Here is a 14,688-nt window from a genome sequence, read left to right as displayed (position 1 = left end):
TTAGTCGCCATCCAGTGACGAGAACCCGGCGGTCAGGCCGAATTCGGCAGCCAGCCTGGTGCCGATCAGGGTCGTCAGGCTGGATGTCACCAGCGAGAAATAGTCGAGCTTCTGGCGCAGCGCCGGATCGGCAAGTGCCTTGTCGATCGGACCTCTGATCGTCTTTGCGACCTCGATCCCGTTGGTCAGCTGGATGTGGACCGATCCCGCCATCCAGCGCGCGTCGGGCGGCAACGCATCGCCAAGCTGCGAGGCCTGGAACAGAGCGTCCATGCCCGCCAGATTTCCGGTCAGCGAGCGGGCGGTGTTTTGCGAACGCCAATAGATCGCCTGTTTCGGTTTGTCGGCCTCCGGCTTGGCGCCCAGGAAGCCTTTCAGGCGCACGTCGCGGACCATTTCCAGCTCGTTGATGAAGACGCCGACCAGTTCGGTCACCGCTTCGGTGCCGTCGTGATAGAGCGCGTTCTGCGGACCCGGATTGCCCCAGAGCGCCGCAAAGCCGCCGGGCTTATTCCAGGCGTCGCTGACCTCGCCGGCGATTGTCTCGACATTGCCGGCAATGGCCGCGCCATAGGCGCAGCGATAGGCGTCGTCCTTGCCGGCCAATCGATCGGCGCCGTCGCCGTAGAGCAGGAATTCCAGTGCGCCGAGCCCTTGCATGGCGACGCTCTTTGTCGCCAGCTGGGCCGAATCGGCGGCTGTCGGATCCTTGCCGGCAAGTGCTGCCTGCACCTGCTTCAGGCCGATGCTCTTGCGGTCCGGCCAAAACAGCATGCGCTCAAGCCGGTTGCTTTCGGCGATCGGCCCGAAACGGATGATTTCCACCACCGACCAGGCATCCACGAGACCCGAGAATTCGGCGCGTGCCGCATCGAGATTGTCTTGCGAGGGCGCCTGGCAAAGCGCGTGCATTGCCCCGGTCAAGCTGTCCGCATGATCATGCAGCCTGGCATAGGCCGGGCGGACAAAGCCGTCGATCGCCCGCTGGATCACGTCCGAAGCTTTCACCGCCGCAGACGCCGGCAGTGCAGCGGCGAAGACCAGCGTGAGAGCAAGAACAAGCGCAAGACGCTTCGGCATCAGAGCGACTCCAGAAACTTGATCAGCGCATCGCGGTCGGCCGCATCGGCTGCGGCAAAGCGGTCACGCGCCTTCTGCCCCTCGCCGCCATGCCACAGGATCGCCTCGGCCAGGCTGCGCGCGCGCCCGTCATGCAGGAAGAAGGTGTTGCCGCTGACCGTCTGGGTGAGTCCGATGCCCCACAGTGGCGGCGTGCGCCATTCGCTTCCCGTGGCCTCGCCCACCGCCTGCCCGTCGGCAAGACCCGGCCCCATGTCATGCAGCAGAAAATCGGAATAAGGCCAGATCAGCTGAAAGGCCTGCGCCTTGTTCGGGGTGCCGCGACGGGTGACGAATTTCGGCGTATGGCAGGAGATGCAGCCCATATCGTAGAACAGTTTTTTGCCGACGAGCACGTCCGGTCTGTCGAGGTCGCGCCGGGCCGGCACGGCAAGGTTTTGCGAATAGAAGGTAACGAGGTCCATGACGGGCGGCGGCGCTTCGACCGGACCGAGGCGGTCCTGCACACCGTTGGGTAGGGCAAGGCAGGCCTTTTCTCCGGAGGTGCAATCGCCCCAGTGCTTCGGCACCTCGGGCGTCGAAATGCCGATATCGCCGGCAAAAGCGTCCGCCGATTGCTGGCGGATCGATGCGGCCTGCGCCTTCCAGCCGAAACGGCCGAGCGTCAGCTCGCCGCTGCTGCCGTCGCGTATTATGTTGGGCCTGCCGGAAATACCGTCGCCATCGCGGTCGGCCGGATCGGCATGGGCAAGGATGTCGGCCGGAGCGATCTGCTCGACCAGGCCAAGGCCGATCATCGGCGGCGTCATGCGCGGCGACAGCGTGGTGCGTGGATCGAGCGGCCCGTAGGCAAGGCCCTCGACCGAATAGCTGGGCTTGCGCAGCGACACCACGCTGCCGTCCGCCAATTTTACTTTCTCGTCTTGATAGTCGACACGCATCCTGCCTTCGCCCCGCAGGCCAGGAACGGCCAATTCCTGCAGCTGCGTGCCATAGACCGGGTCGGGGAAGTTGAGCACCTTGTGATCGGCGAGCGCGGCTTTTTCCTCCTCGGTGCTGGCTTGCCGTGCCAGCCGCAGGAACATCGAGGTGGTGCCGCTGTCGCCTTCCGGCGGGTGGCCGCGGCCGTCCTTCAGATGGCAGTTCTGGCAGGCGCGCTCGTTGAACAGCGGACCAAGCCCATCCGAGGCCTGTGTCGAGGATGGCGACGACACCCAGTTCTTGCGAAAAATGGCGTTGCCGAGCTTGAACGTGCCCTCTTCCTCGAAGCTGATGTTGGCGGAGGATTGCGAGAAGGCGTCCTTGTTGACGTCCTTCTTCGAGGTGCCGGCGCCGCCCTGCATCAGCTCGAATTGCTCGGGCTTGGAGAAATCGCTGGTTGGCCTTGTGATGGCGATAACGCGCGCCAAATCCTTCGGCGTCAGATCGGTGCGGCTGGTGGCAAGGCCCGCCGGTTGCGGCGCGCCGGCCAGAGCCGAGGCGGTAAGCGTCGCCACGACGGCCAGAAAAGCGGCGCGAACCATTCCGTATCGCGGCTTCTTCTGAGGCGGCAGGCCGCAATCTTCGGCCGGCCGCAAGCGGCGCAAGAAATCTAGGGGGCGCCGCATTCCCGCATGTCCTTATTCCGCCTCGTCGGCCGATGCCGCGTTGAGCTGGCCGTATTTTTCCTCGCCGATCGAGGCGAGCAGGTCGAGTTGCGTCTCGAGGAAGTCGATGTGACCTTCCTCGTCAGTAAGCAATTCCTCGAACAGCTTCATCGTCACGTAGTCGCCTGCTTCATTACAAATCTCGCGCGAACGCTTGTAGGCGGTGCGCGCGTCATATTCGCCGGCAAGATCGGATTCGAGCACTTCCTTGACATTCTGCCCGATGCGCAGCGGCGCCACGGACTGCAGGTTCGGATGGCCCTCGAGGAAGATGATACGCGCCACGAGTCGGTCGGCATGGTGCATTTCCTCGATCGATTCAGCGCGTTCCTTCTTTGCCAGCTTGGCGTATCCCCAGTCTTCCAGCAGCCGGAAATGCACCCAGTACTGATTGACCGCTCCAAGTTCCAGAAACAGAGCCTCGTTAAGCCGCTCTATGATCTGCTGTTCGCCTTTCATGGGTTCTGCTCCCGTATTGGACGCGCAGGCCTCTGACGCGATCCAGATGTGAAACGATGTCCACGCCGCTCGCCGCCGAGCGGGCGTGGTAATTTTCGGTGACCCGAATGATCGTTTCGACCACATTTGGGAAGCAGCCGCAACAGCGACCGCGCTTGTGCATGGCGTGATAGACCTTCGCCGGCACGATAAGCTGCCAGGGGTCCTCATCCAGCAGCCCGACGATCGTCTGCTCTATCTCCTTTTCGGTGATGATGTTGCAATGGCAGATCAGCATTTGTCGCTCTGGCTGACGGCGCCAATTGCGCCGCGTGGCTGGTGGTTTCGATAGTTTACTGGAACACCTTGTCCGGTGAATCGAGGCTGTCCGAGCCCTCGAAGGCTATGGCATTGAGCTTCAGGGTGCCGACGGCGCGCTCGATCGACTTGGTCTGATCGACCAGCGCGTCGATCGCCGCCTGCACGGTGGCATTGCCTTCCGTGTTGCCTTCTCCGATCTGCTGGTCATAGGCCTCGCCGGCGAGCGCCCGCGCCTTGATGGCCTCCATCTTGGCGACGGTGACATCCAGTTTGCCCGACAGTTCCTTGTCGATCGCCGGGTCGGCTTGCCTGACCATGTCGGCCACCGACGGCCCCTCGACGACAGTGCCGTCAAGCCGCGTGTAGCTGCCGTGATAGGCGGCACGGATGCCGATGGCGTCGTAGAGATGGGAGTTGTAGGTGTTGTCGGAGAAGCAATCGTGCTCCTCTTCCGGATCGTGCAGCAAGAGGCCGAGCTTCATCCGCTCGCCGGCGAGTTCGCCATAGGACAGCGAGCCCATGCCGGTGAAGATGGTCGAAATGGCGGCGTTCGGCTCGCCATCGACAAGGTTCTTACGGGCGGCGCCGCCTTCCTTCCAGTCGTTGACCATGTCCTTGAGATCGGAAACCAAAAGGTCGCTCGCCGATTTCAGATACTGCGCGCGACGGTCGCAATTGCCGCCGGTGCAATTGGTAAGGTCGTAATCGGTATAGGGCCGCTCGCCGGCGCCCGGACCGGTACCGTGCAGGTCCTGGCCCCACAGCAGGAATTCGACGGCGTGATAGCCGGTCGCCACATTGGCCTCGATGCCGCCGGCCTCCTGCAGCGTGCCGGAGAGGAATTCCGGCGTCAGACTGGTGGCGTCGACCTTCTTGCCGTTGATCTCGATCGACTTGTTGGCGATCACATTCGCGGTGTAGAGCGCGTTGGCATCCGACTCGGTGCCATAGCTCTTGGCGACATAGTCGATCAGGCCCTCGTCGAGCGGCCAGGAATTCACCTTGCCCTCCCAGTCGTCGACGATGGCATTGCCGAAACGATAGACCTCGGTCTGCTGATAGGGGACACGCGATGCCTTCCAGGCCTCGCGGGCGGCGTTCAGAGTTTCCACCGACGGCTTGGCGAGCAGCGCATCGACAGCCTTGTCGAGCGCCTCAGCCGTAATCAGCGAATCCCCGTATTTGGCGAGCGCAATGTCGGAATAGGTCTTGATGACTGCCTTGGCATCGGTTTGCGCCTTGGCCGGCAGCACGAACACCGCCGCCGTGAGCATCGCGGTGGCGCCGATCGCCGCAAGCCTGCTGCCATATCGCGCCGTGATCATCGTTCTCATGACTGTCTCTCCTCGGGAATCAGTGAAATGCCGGCGCCATGGGTGGCGGCCGACGGCAGGCGCCGCGGCGGGCAGCTGCCAGCGGGCAAAAAAAGATCGCGCCATCGCGCGGTTCGCGGAAGAAAGACACCGAAATGCCTCCAATCGAAAGGGTTCAAGGCCCAGACATCAAAGGGATGCGCTGACGCGCGAGCTTCCATAAAACGGCGAAGACGCTGGATGTCAACTGGTGTCTGAGAAAAAATTCAATTGAAACAATAGTTTAGAATTATTCTAAACTAGAACTGTCAACTTTAACACCGATATATCGGGAATGTCGGCGTATGAACGCGATTGACAGGCGGCCGTTCCGGGTGCGACCCGGATCGGCACTCTTGCGGCGGCGCCAGGCAATCGCCACTTGGCGGGACGTCCTAGATTTGGATGAGAAATCGGGCTGTTATGAAGAACGGGGTTGTCATTGTCGGTGCGGGTCATGCGGGCGTGCAAGCGGCCGCCAGCCTGCGCGAGGAGGGCTATGACGGCCCGGTAATCCTCGTCGGTGACGAAAACGAACTGCCCTACCACAAGCCGCCGCTGTCGAAGACCTTCATCAAGGATCAGAAAGCAAAGCCGCAGCCGTTGCGCGGCGAGCCTTTTTATACCGGCAGCAGCATCGACTACCGGCCGGGCCTCCGGATCGAGAGGATCGATGTCGGCGGTCGCGGGCTGGAGATATCGGGCGGTGGCGTGCTGCCGTTCGACCGGCTGATCCTCGCCACCGGCGCGCGGCCGCGCCTGCTGCCGCTGCCGGGTTCGGAGCTTTCTGGCGTTGTGTCGCTGCGCTCGCTCAGTGATGCCCGCCTGATCCGCGAACTGAGCGTGCAAAGCGAGGAGGTCGTCATCCTCGGCGGCGGCTTCATCGGCCTGGAGATTGCCGCAACGCTCACCGCGGCCGGCCGCAAGGTTACGGTGGTCGAGGCGGTCGACCGGCTGCTCGGCCGCGCGGTGGCGCCGGTCATCGCCAGCCATGTGCGCCAGCGTCTGGAAGCGACCGGTGTGCGCGTCCTTGCCGGCACCACCATCGAACGGCTGGAGGGCGAGAACGGCCGTGTTTCGGCTGCAATCACCTCATCCGGCGAGAGATTGCCGGCGCAGATGGTCGTCATCGGCATCGGCGTCGTGCCGAATGTCGAATTGGCCGAAGCCGCCGGCATTGCCATCGCCAACGGTATCCGCGTCGACCAGCAGATGCGCACGTCGGTGCCTGAAATCCTCGCCATCGGCGACGCCGCTTCCTACCGGCACTGGTTCACAGGCGGCGATGTGCGGCTGGAATCGGTGCAGAACGCCACTGACCAGGCGCGGCTTGCCGCGCGCACCATCGTCGGCCATGCCGACAATTATTCGGCGGTGCCGTGGTTCTGGTCTGATATCGGCGACATGAAGCTGCAGATGGTCGGCCTGATTTCGGGCGGCGACAGCCATCTAGTGCTGGGCGACGTGGCCGAGAACAAATTCTCGATCTACCACTATGCCGCAAGCCGGCTGCTTGGCATCGAATCGGTCAACCGGCCCGGCGACCACATGCTTGGCCGCAAGATGCTCGGCGCCGGCTTTTCGCCGACGCCGCAGATTGTCGCGACCGGGCCCGACGGACTGAAGGCGGCGCTCGCCGCATTCCAGCAGGCAGAGCCTGCCCGCGCGGCCGGATAGCTCAGGCAGCGCGGACTTCGCGGATCGAGCTTTCCAGGATATCGAGCGCTTCATTCATCACTGCGTCCTGGATGGTGATCGGCGCGAGGAAGCGGATGACGTTGCCGTAGACGCCGCAGGTGAGCAGGATCAGGCCCTTGTCGAGCGCCTTCAGCCGGACCGCATTGGCAAGTTCCGGCGCCGGCAAGCCCTTCTTCACATCGTTGAACTCGACCGCGTTCATGAAGCCGGGGCCTCTGATATCGACGATCTCCGGCGCTTCGTCGCGGATCGATTGCAGGCGCTGCTTCAGCCGGTTGCCCAGCGCGTTGGCGCGGTCGCAGAGCCTCTCCTCGTCGATGACGTCGAGCACGGCATGCGCCGCGGCGACGCCGATCGGGCTGCCGCCGTAGGTGCCGCCGAGCCCGCCGGGGTTCGGTGCATCCATGATCTCGGCACGCCCGGTGACCGCCGACAGCGGGAAGCCGCCGGCCAGGCTCTTGGCCATGGTGGTGATGTCGGCCGCCACCTCGTGGTGGTCCATGGCGAACATCTTGCCGGTGCGGGCAAAGCCGGTCTGCACCTCGTCGGCGATCAACAGCATGCCGTGCTGGTCGCAGATCTTGCGCAGTGCGGTCATGAAGTCGCGCGGCGCCTCGTAGAAACCGCCCTCGCCCTGCACCGGCTCGACGATGATGGCAGCGACGCGGCCCGGATCGACATCGGCCTTGAACAGCCGGTCGAGCGCCGCCAGCGAATCGGCGACCGAGACGCCGTGCAGCGCCACCGGGAACGGCGCATGGAAGACATCCGCCGGCATGGCGCCGAAGCCTACCTTGTAAGGCACCACCTTGCCGGTCAGCGCCATGCCCATGAAGGTGCGGCCGTGGAAGCCGCCGGAAAAGGCGATGACCGCCGGCCGCCCGGTGGCGTTGCGGGCAATCTTGACGGCATTCTCAACCGCCTCGGCACCGGTGGTGACAAAAATCGTCTTCTTGTCGAACTTGCCGGGCAGCATGCCGTTCAGCCGTTCGGCCAGCTTGATATAGCTCTCATAGGGCACGACCTGGTAGCAGGTGTGGGTGAAGCGGTCGAGCTGCGCCTTGACCGCTTCGATCACCCTGGGGTGACGGTGGCCGGTGTTGACGACAGCGATGCCGGACGAGAAATCGATGTAGCGGCGGCCTTCGACGTCCCAGATTTCCGAGTTTTCGGCGCGGTCGGCATAGATCTGCGTGGTCATGCCGACGCCGCGCGAGATCGACTGGTTCTTGCGTTCGGAAATGGCTGAATTTGTCATCGTACCCCTCGCCGGGCCGGCGCCCGCTCTCGTTTGATGGCTGTTGAGACTCTTCTGGGCCTATTTCAGGTTTTCCTCAAGTTGGCACCATCGCCGGGCGATTGGGCCTGCCGGTGCGGACGTAAGCAAACCGAACGCCGCGTCCGTCACGCCGTCCTGACAAACCCCTCGCTGGCCCTCAGCAAATTGCGCGTGTAGTCCTTGGTGACGCGGCGCTCGACGAGGTCGCCGGCGCTGAGGTGCTCGACCGCCTCGCCGTTCTGCATCACCATCAGCCGCTCGCACATATGGGTGATGATGGCGAGGTCGTGGCTGACCATCAGGAAGGTCAGCTTGCGGCGCCGCCGGATCTCTTCCAGCAGGTTCAGCACCTCCGCCTGCACCGAAGCATCGAGCGCCGAGGTCGGCTCATCGAGCAGCAGGATCGACGGTTCGAGGATCAGGGCGCGGGCGATCGCCACGCGCTGGCGCTGGCCGCCCGACAGTTGATGCGAATAGCGGAAGCGGAAGCCGGTCCCCAGGCCGACCTCGTCTAGTGCCCGCTGGATACGCTTTTCGCCGTCGGCGAAGCCGTGAATGGCGAGCGGCTCCTGCAGCAGGCGGTCGACGGTCTGGCGTGGGTGCAGGGAGCCGTACGGGTCCTGGAAGACCATCTGCACCTCGCGGTAGAACGCCTTGTCGCGGCGCGCGTCGAGTTTTTTGCCATTGACGGTAATGGTGCCCGAAGCGGCCGGCGCCAGACCGGCAATCGCCCGCAGCAGCGTCGACTTGCCGGAACCGGATTCGCCGACCAGGCCGAAAGACTCGCCGGATTTCACCTCGAGGCTGACGCCCTTCAGCGCGCGAAAACGGTCGAAGACCACCTCGAGCCGATCGACGGAAAGCGCTGCCGTCATGCCGCCCACTCCGGCTTGCGGTCGAGCACCGGCAGCGGGTGGCGGTCGGCGCCGATCTTCGGCATGCAGTTGAGCAGGCCGCGCGTGTAGGGATGCTGGGCGCGGCCGAGCTCGGATGCCTTGAGCTGCTCGACCACCTTGCCGGCATACATGACGATCACCCGGTCACAGAAGGACGAGACCAGGCGGAGGTCATGCGAGATGAAGATCAGCCCCATGCCGCGCTCGCTGACCAGGCGGTCGAGGATGCCGAGCACGTCGAGCTGCACGGTGACGTCGAGCGCCGAGGTCGGCTCGTCGGCGATCATCATTTCCGGCCCGGCGATCAGCATCATGGCGATCATGGCGCGCTGGCCCATGCCGCCGGAAACCTCGTGCGGATGCAGGTCGAAGACACGGGCCGGATCGCGGATCTGCACGGCCTCCAGCATGGCAAGCGCGCGGTCTCGTGCTTCGGCCTTGGAGACCTTCTCATGCGTGCGCAGCGTCTCGACGATCTGGCGGCCGATGCTCATCACCGGGTCGAGCGAATATTTCGGATCCTGCAGGATCATGGCGATACGCTTGCCGCGCAGTGCCCGGCGCTCGCGCGGCGAGGCGGCAAGCAGGTCGATGCCGTCGAAAGCGAGCGTCTTCGCGGTCACCTCGGCCTGCGGCGGGGTTACTCCCATGATGGCGCGGCCGGTCTGCGACTTGCCCGAACCGCTCTCGCCGACGATGCCGAGCCGCTCGCGCCCGAGCGAGAAGGAAACGCCGCGCACCGCCTCGATCAGGCCGGTGCGAGTCGGGAAGGTGACGCGCAGATCGTCGACTTCGAGGAGCGTGCTCATTGGTCACCGCTCATGGGGTCGCCGCTCATTGGTCACCGCTTCGGGGATCGAGCGCGTCGCGCAGGCCGTCGCCGAGCAGGTTGAAGCCGAGGCTGACGATGAGGATGGCAAAGCCCGGGGCGCCCGCCACCCACCATTGGTCGAGCACGAAGCGGCGGCCGGACGCGATCATCGCGCCCCATTCGGGCAACGGCGGCTGCGCGCCGAGACCGAGGAAGCCGAGACCGGCCGCGGTCAGGATGATGCCGGCCATGTCGAGCGTCACCCTGATGATCAGCGAGGAGATGCAGAGCGGCATGATGTGGCGAAGCACGATGCGGAACGGCGAAGCACCCATCAGCTGCACCGCCTTGATGTAATCCGAATTGCGCACGGTGAGCGTTTCGGCGCGCGCGATGCGGGCATAAGGCGGCCACGAGGTGATGGCGATGGCGAGCACGGCGTTTTCGATGCCGGGGCCAAGCGCGGCGACAAAGGCCAGCGCCAGGATCAGCTTCGGAAAGGCGAGGAAGATGTCGGTGATGCGCATCAGGATCGCATCGGTCCAGCCACCGGCATAGCCGGCAACGGTGCCGACCAGCAAGCCGATGGGCGCGGCGATGATGGCGACCAGAATGACGACATAGAGCGTCCAACGCGAGCCGAAGATGATGCGCGAATAGATATCGCGGCCGAGATCGTCGGTGCCGAACCAGTGCGCGGCACTTGGCGCCAGCAGCCGCGAGCCCTTGAGGTCGCCGAATGTCGGCGAATAGGGCGCCAGCACATCGGCGAAGGCCGCGACCACCAGCAGGGCGATGATGATGAGCAGGCCGACAAAGGCCAGCCGGTTTGCGGAAAAGCGCCGCCAGGCCACATAGGCGCGGCCGAGCCTTGCCTGCACGCGCGACGCCGGCCGCTCGCTGAGCAGCCAGTCGCGGCGGGTTTGAATCGCTTCTGTGCTCATCCTGCCTTGGTCCTCGGATCAAGCACCCGGTAGAGCAGGTCGGAGAATAGATTGATGGCGATGAAGACCGAGCCGATGATGATGGTGCCGCCGAGCACGGCATTCATGTCGGCGTTCTGCAGGGAATTGGTGATGTAGAGCCCGATGCCCGGCCACGAGAACACCGTCTCGGTCAGCACCGAGCCTTCGAGCAGACCGGCATAGGAAAGCGCGATCACCGTGACCATCGGTACCGCGGCGTTGCGCAGCGCGTGACCCCAGATGATGCGCGTTTCCGACAAGCCCTTGGCGCGCGCTGCGACGATGTATTCCTGGGTGAGTTCGTTCAGCATGAACGAGCGCGTCATGCGGCTGATGTAGGCGAGCGAGAAATAGCCGAGCAGCGAGGCCGGCAGGATGATGTGGCGGAAGGCATCGGCAAATACGTCCCACTGCCGCTGCCAGAGCGCATCGAGCAGGTAAAAGCCGGTAATCGGCGTGAAGGTGTATTCGTAGACGACGTCGAGCCGGCCGGGAAAGGCGACCCATTGCAGCTTGGCGTAGAACAGCACCAGCGCCAGCAGCCCCAGCCAGAAGATCGGCACGGAATAGCCGACAAGGCCGATGATGCGCACGATCTGGTCGATGACGCTGCCGCGCCGCACGGCGGCGAGCACGCCAAGCGGCACGCCGATCACCGAACCGATCAGCGTCCCCAGCGTCGCCAGTTCGAGCGTCGCCGGAAAGGCGCGGCGGATATCGGTCATCACCGGATTGGTGGTCAGCACCGAGGTGCCGAAATCACCGTTCAGGGCATGTTTGACATAGATGTAGAACTGCTCGACCAGCGGCAGGTCGAGGCCCATCTCGCGGCGCGTTCGTTCGACGACGTTGGCCGGCGCCCGGTCGCCGAGCACCGCCAGCACCGGGTCGATCGGGATCACGCGGCCGATGAAGAAGGTCACCGCGAGCAGACCGAGATAGGTCGTTATCGCGATGACCAGGAACCGGGCGATAGATGAGGCCACGGCAACGGCGCGGGCGCCGCCGCGCCCTGCCGTCGCTTCGCTTTCAGCTACGCTCATGCGGCGCGTCCGCCGGCATCACTCTTTCGAGACGGGGCCGACGAAGTTGGTGTCGAAGCTCGGGCCGAGCGCAAAACCCTTGAGGTTCTTGCGCAGGCCGGCCACTTCCAGCTGCTGGTGGATGATGACGAAGGGGCTGGTATCGAGGATCTTCTTCTCGAGATCCTGGTACATTGCGGCGCGCTTGGCCGCGTCCTTCTCGAGCAGGGCGGCTTCGGTCTGCTTGGTCAAGTCCGGGATGTCCCAGGCGTTGCGCCAGGCCAGCGTCTTGGTCTTGCCTTCATCCGAATTGTCGGGGTTGCTGGCGAAGGTCTGGGCGTTGGAGTTCGGATCGAAATAATCCTGGCCCCACTGGCCGATATAGATGTCGTGGTTGCGGGCGCGGTATTTGGTCAGCGTCTGCTTGCCGTCGCCGGGGATGATCTCCAGCTTGATGCCGGCCTGTCCCAGCGTCTGCTGGATCGATTCCGCCATGCCCGTCGTCGGCTGCCCGGTACGCACGTCCATGGTGACGCTGAAGCCGTCGGCGAGGCCGGCCTTGGCGAGCAGTTCCTTGGCCTTGGCGACGTCGAACTTGAACGGGTTTTCGTCCAGTTCGCCGAGCACGCCCTTGGGCAGGAAGGTCTGGTGGATCTCGCCGATGCCCTTGAGGATGGTCGTGCTCAAGGCGTCGTAGTCGACGAGATATTTGAACGCCTGGCGAACCTCGGGCTTGGCGAGGTTCGGGTTCTTCTGGTTGAGGCTGATGTAATAGACCGTGCCCTTCGGCGCGCTGGTGGTGGTGAGGTCGGCATTCTTGGCAATGGCATCAAGGTCGTTCGGCTCGAGATTGCGGGCAACGTCGATGTCGCCGGCTTCCAGCGCAAGGCGCTGGCCCGAACTTTCCTTCATGTTGCGATAGATGACGCGGGCAAGCTTGGCCTTGTCGCCGTAGTAATTGTCGTTGCGCTCCAGCACGACGGCCTCGTTGGCGCGCCATTCGCGCAGCTTGAAAGCGCCCGAGCCGGCATAGCCGGTCTTCAGCCAGGCATTGCCGAAATCATTGTCCCATTTGTAGTCGGCGCTCGGCGTGACCGCGGCGACATGCTCCTTCACCAGCTTGGCGTCGACGACCGAGGCGACCGTCGCCGACAGGCAGTTTAAGACGAAGCTCGGCGCATAGGCCTTGTCGACGGTGAACTGGAACGTTGTATCATCAACAGCCTTGGCCTTCTCAGTGACGTTGCCGCCATCGATGCCAAACTGCCCGATAATAAAGGCCGGGCTCTTGTCGAGCTTGATGGCGCGCTCGAATGAATAGGCGACGTCCGCCGCCGTGATCGGATTGCCCGAGGCAAATTTCAGGCCGGGCTTGAGCTTGAATGTGTAGGTCAGGCCGTCGTCGGAGACGCTCCAGCTTTCGGCGAGGTCGCCCTTGACCTTGGACGTATCGCTGAGGTCGAGGCGTACCAAAAGATCATAGGTGTTGCCGGTTACCTCGGCGGTCGACAATTCGAACGCCTCGCCCGGATCCATGGTGATGATGTCGTCGATGGCGAAACCCTCGACCAGCGTGTCGGCTGGCGTGACCGCGAAGGCAGGCGCACCGGCCAGAAGCAGCGCGGACATGGCTGCGCCCGCGAGCAAGAAGCGGGAGCGTAGAGCAAACTTTTCCATCATCATTTTAACTGTTCCCTGTTTTTGTTGACCTGAGTTCCCGGCTCAGGGTTGTGGCATTTTCTTGCCGCGTCGAACGGTGATCCCCGGACCGTTGTCTTGGCAATTTTTTGTGCAGTTCCGGCTCACCATATCCGGCGGTTTCGAGCGCGGCAACGAGCATTTGCAGAACGGTTGATTGGACCAGATCGGCGGTGCGAAACCCGGCTATTTCAGCGCGGTAACCAGGTCGGCGTCGGGAAAGCAGGTAGCGGCACGGCCGTTCCTGACCTGCCATTTGCCGATCGAGCGGCGCGTCTTGAAGCCAGGCAGGCCGTCGGCGCTGCCGACATCGTAACCCTCGGCCTCCAGCGCCCGCTGCAGGGCGGCGATGTCGGAGCGGTAGAGCCCGCCGACCGCGCCCCAGCCGCCTGAGAAATTGCTGTCGCCATGGGCGATGCGATCGGCGCCATGGCCGATGAACAAGGCATAGAGATCGCTGGTATTGTACTGCTTCAGTACATAGAAATTGGGCGTGACGATGAAGGCCGGGCCGCTGCGTCCCGCCGGCATCAACAGGAAGCCTTCGGCCTTCCGTTCGCTCGCCGGGAACGGTTTGCCCGACACACGCTTGATGCCCATATCAGCCCATTGCGAAATCTTCTTGCCTTGGTCCGGGCCTTCGAGCGAGCACGAGACGCTGTCCGGCACCGTCACCTCGAAGCCCCAGCCGCGGCCCCTGACCCAGCCATAATGCACGAGATAATTGGCGATCGACGCCAGTATGTCCGGCGTCGAATTCCAGATGTCGGTGCGGCCGTCGCCGTCGAAATCGACGGCATGCTTGAGGAACGATGTCGGCATGAACTGCGGCTGGCCGAGCGCGCCTGCCCATGACGATTTCATCGCGCCGACCGGGGCAAGCCCGCGCTCGACGATCTCGAGCGCCGCCAGCAGTTCGGTGCGGAAAAACGCCTTCTTCGTCGACATGAACGCCTTGGTGCCCAGCACCTCGAAGGCGTCATAGGGCAGCTTTGCCGCACCGAAGCCGCTCTCGCGGCCCCAGATCGCCAGCAGCACTTCGCCCGGCACGCCATAGCGTTTCTCGATCGCGGCAAGCGTGCTCGCATTGGCCGCCTCGCGGGTGCGGCCGCCGGTGGTGACGGCGCGAACTATCTTTTCGGCGAAATAGGCGCCGGGCGAACCGAACTCGGCCTGATGCTGCTTCCGCGGCGTCGTCGCCTTCTCGCCGGGCAGCACCAGGTCGGGCAGCTTCAGGTTCGGCTTGATGCCGTCGAAGGCGGCGTCGAAGGTTTTCTTGGAGATGCCATTGGCCTTGGCTTCGGGCCAGAGGTCGTTGCCAAGCCAGGCGCGGAACTGGTCGTCGATTTTTGCCGCGGGGGCGGGAGTGGCGAGGATCAACCCAAGTAGGGCTGCTAGAAACGAGAGGCAGGCTAGTGTGCGAGCTCGGCGTTCTGTCGCGCCCCCCTCTGTCCTGCCGGACATCTCCCCCCACTTGGGGGG

General features: G+C 63.9%; 13 protein-coding genes. 1 reads left to right on the top strand and 12 read right to left on the bottom strand.

Annotation, left to right across the window (positions count from 1 at the left end; translation table 11 throughout):
• The 5 genes from NKJ94_RS17240 to NKJ94_RS17220 form a co-directional block, all read right to left on the bottom strand.
• Nucleotides 1-1,080: an imelysin family protein gene (locus NKJ94_RS17240; RefSeq protein ID WP_352526680.1), complete on the bottom strand. Its 1,080-nt coding sequence runs from the start codon at nt 1,078-1,080 to the stop codon at nt 1-3.
• The gene (locus tag NKJ94_RS17235; protein WP_502896017.1) at nt 1,080-2,603 is read right to left on the bottom strand and encodes a di-heme oxidoreductase family protein; all 1,524 of its coding nucleotides are present in this window, start codon (nt 2,601-2,603) and stop codon (nt 1,080-1,082) included. The genes NKJ94_RS17240 and NKJ94_RS17235 overlap by 1 nt, the downstream gene beginning before the upstream one ends.
• Nucleotides 2,604-2,699: 96 nt before the next feature.
• Nucleotides 2,700-3,185: a bacterioferritin gene (gene bfr / locus NKJ94_RS17230; protein ID WP_023719581.1), complete on the bottom strand. Its 486-nt coding sequence runs from the start codon at nt 3,183-3,185 to the stop codon at nt 2,700-2,702.
• A complete protein-coding gene (locus NKJ94_RS17225) occupies nt 3,151-3,462 on the bottom strand; it encodes a (2Fe-2S)-binding protein (RefSeq protein ID WP_023676882.1) in 312 nt (103 codons plus the stop codon). Before NKJ94_RS17225 ends, bfr begins: the two co-directional genes overlap by 35 nt.
• A gap of 55 nt (nt 3,463-3,517) precedes the next feature.
• The gene (locus tag NKJ94_RS17220; RefSeq protein ID WP_352526823.1) at nt 3,518-4,810 is read right to left on the bottom strand and encodes an imelysin family protein; all 1,293 of its coding nucleotides are present in this window, start codon (nt 4,808-4,810) and stop codon (nt 3,518-3,520) included.
• A gap of 450 nt (nt 4,811-5,260) precedes the next feature.
• On the opposite strand from NKJ94_RS17220, the gene NKJ94_RS17215 reads away from it, so the two are divergent.
• Nucleotides 5,261-6,514, top strand: coding sequence for an NAD(P)/FAD-dependent oxidoreductase (locus NKJ94_RS17215; RefSeq protein ID WP_352526678.1), 1,254 nt, complete (start codon nt 5,261-5,263; stop codon nt 6,512-6,514).
• Nucleotide 6,515: 1 nt separating this feature from the next.
• On the opposite strand, the gene NKJ94_RS17210 is transcribed toward NKJ94_RS17215, so the two are convergent.
• From NKJ94_RS17210 to NKJ94_RS17180, 7 genes are all read right to left on the bottom strand, one after another.
• Nucleotides 6,516-7,793: a 4-aminobutyrate--2-oxoglutarate transaminase gene (locus tag NKJ94_RS17210; protein ID WP_352526676.1), complete on the bottom strand. Its 1,278-nt coding sequence runs from the start codon at nt 7,791-7,793 to the stop codon at nt 6,516-6,518.
• Nucleotides 7,794-7,939: 146 nt separating this feature from the next.
• Nucleotides 7,940-8,689: an ABC transporter ATP-binding protein gene (locus NKJ94_RS17205; RefSeq protein WP_352526674.1), complete on the bottom strand. Its 750-nt coding sequence runs from the start codon at nt 8,687-8,689 to the stop codon at nt 7,940-7,942.
• Nucleotides 8,686-9,519: an ABC transporter ATP-binding protein gene (locus NKJ94_RS17200; protein ID WP_254816190.1), complete on the bottom strand. Its 834-nt coding sequence runs from the start codon at nt 9,517-9,519 to the stop codon at nt 8,686-8,688. Before NKJ94_RS17200 ends, NKJ94_RS17205 begins: the two co-directional genes overlap by 4 nt.
• Nucleotides 9,520-9,544: 25 nt before the next feature.
• Nucleotides 9,545-10,465: a nickel transporter permease gene (gene nikC / locus NKJ94_RS17195; protein WP_352526673.1), complete on the bottom strand. Its 921-nt coding sequence runs from the start codon at nt 10,463-10,465 to the stop codon at nt 9,545-9,547.
• Nucleotides 10,462-11,529 carry an ABC transporter permease gene (locus tag NKJ94_RS17190; protein WP_352526672.1) on the bottom strand — a complete coding sequence of 356 codons (1,068 nt, stop codon included), beginning with the start codon at nt 11,527-11,529 and terminating at the stop codon, nt 10,462-10,464. The genes nikC and NKJ94_RS17190 overlap by 4 nt, the downstream gene beginning before the upstream one ends.
• 18 nt (nt 11,530-11,547) lie before the next feature.
• Complete coding sequence (locus tag NKJ94_RS17185; protein WP_352526671.1) at nt 11,548-13,191, bottom strand: ABC transporter substrate-binding protein; 1,644 nt, start codon at nt 13,189-13,191, stop codon at nt 11,548-11,550.
• 201 nt (nt 13,192-13,392) lie between these two features.
• Nucleotides 13,393-14,670 carry a lytic murein transglycosylase gene (locus tag NKJ94_RS17180; protein WP_352526822.1) on the bottom strand — a complete coding sequence of 426 codons (1,278 nt, stop codon included), beginning with the start codon at nt 14,668-14,670 and terminating at the stop codon, nt 13,393-13,395.
• Between the last annotated feature and the right edge of the window lie 18 nt (nt 14,671-14,688).

Origin of the sequence: Mesorhizobium sp. M0060 (genome assembly GCF_040323155.1) — a bacterium.
GTDB lineage: Bacteria > Pseudomonadota > Alphaproteobacteria > Rhizobiales > Rhizobiaceae > Mesorhizobium.
Note: the sequence above shows the minus strand (reverse complement) of the source record. Positions and strands in the feature narration are given on the sequence as shown.

Coding starts and splice junctions, on each gene's coding strand:
- NKJ94_RS17240 (WP_352526680.1), bottom strand. CDS start 1,080: ATGCCGAAGCGTCTTGCGCTTGTTCTTGCTCTCACGCTGGTCTTCGCC.
- NKJ94_RS17235 (WP_502896017.1), bottom strand. CDS start 2,603: ATGGTTCGCGCCGCTTTTCTGGCCGTCGTGGCGACGCTTACCGCCTCG.
- bfr (WP_023719581.1), bottom strand. CDS start 3,185: ATGAAAGGCGAACAGCAGATCATAGAGCGGCTTAACGAGGCTCTGTTT.
- NKJ94_RS17225 (WP_023676882.1), bottom strand. CDS start 3,462: ATGCTGATCTGCCATTGCAACATCATCACCGAAAAGGAGATAGAGCAG.
- NKJ94_RS17220 (WP_352526823.1), bottom strand. CDS start 4,810: ATGATCACGGCGCGATATGGCAGCAGGCTTGCGGCGATCGGCGCCACC.
- NKJ94_RS17215 (WP_352526678.1), top strand. CDS start 5,261: ATGAAGAACGGGGTTGTCATTGTCGGTGCGGGTCATGCGGGCGTGCAA.
- NKJ94_RS17210 (WP_352526676.1), bottom strand. CDS start 7,793: ATGACAAATTCAGCCATTTCCGAACGCAAGAACCAGTCGATCTCGCGC.
- NKJ94_RS17205 (WP_352526674.1), bottom strand. CDS start 8,689: ATGACGGCAGCGCTTTCCGTCGATCGGCTCGAGGTGGTCTTCGACCGT.
- NKJ94_RS17200 (WP_254816190.1), bottom strand. CDS start 9,519: ATGAGCACGCTCCTCGAAGTCGACGATCTGCGCGTCACCTTCCCGACT.
- nikC (WP_352526673.1), bottom strand. CDS start 10,465: ATGAGCACAGAAGCGATTCAAACCCGCCGCGACTGGCTGCTCAGCGAG.
- NKJ94_RS17190 (WP_352526672.1), bottom strand. CDS start 11,529: ATGAGCGTAGCTGAAAGCGAAGCGACGGCAGGGCGCGGCGGCGCCCGC.
- NKJ94_RS17185 (WP_352526671.1), bottom strand. CDS start 13,191: ATGATGATGGAAAAGTTTGCTCTACGCTCCCGCTTCTTGCTCGCGGGC.
- NKJ94_RS17180 (WP_352526822.1), bottom strand. CDS start 14,670: ATGTCCGGCAGGACAGAGGGGGGCGCGACAGAACGCCGAGCTCGCACA.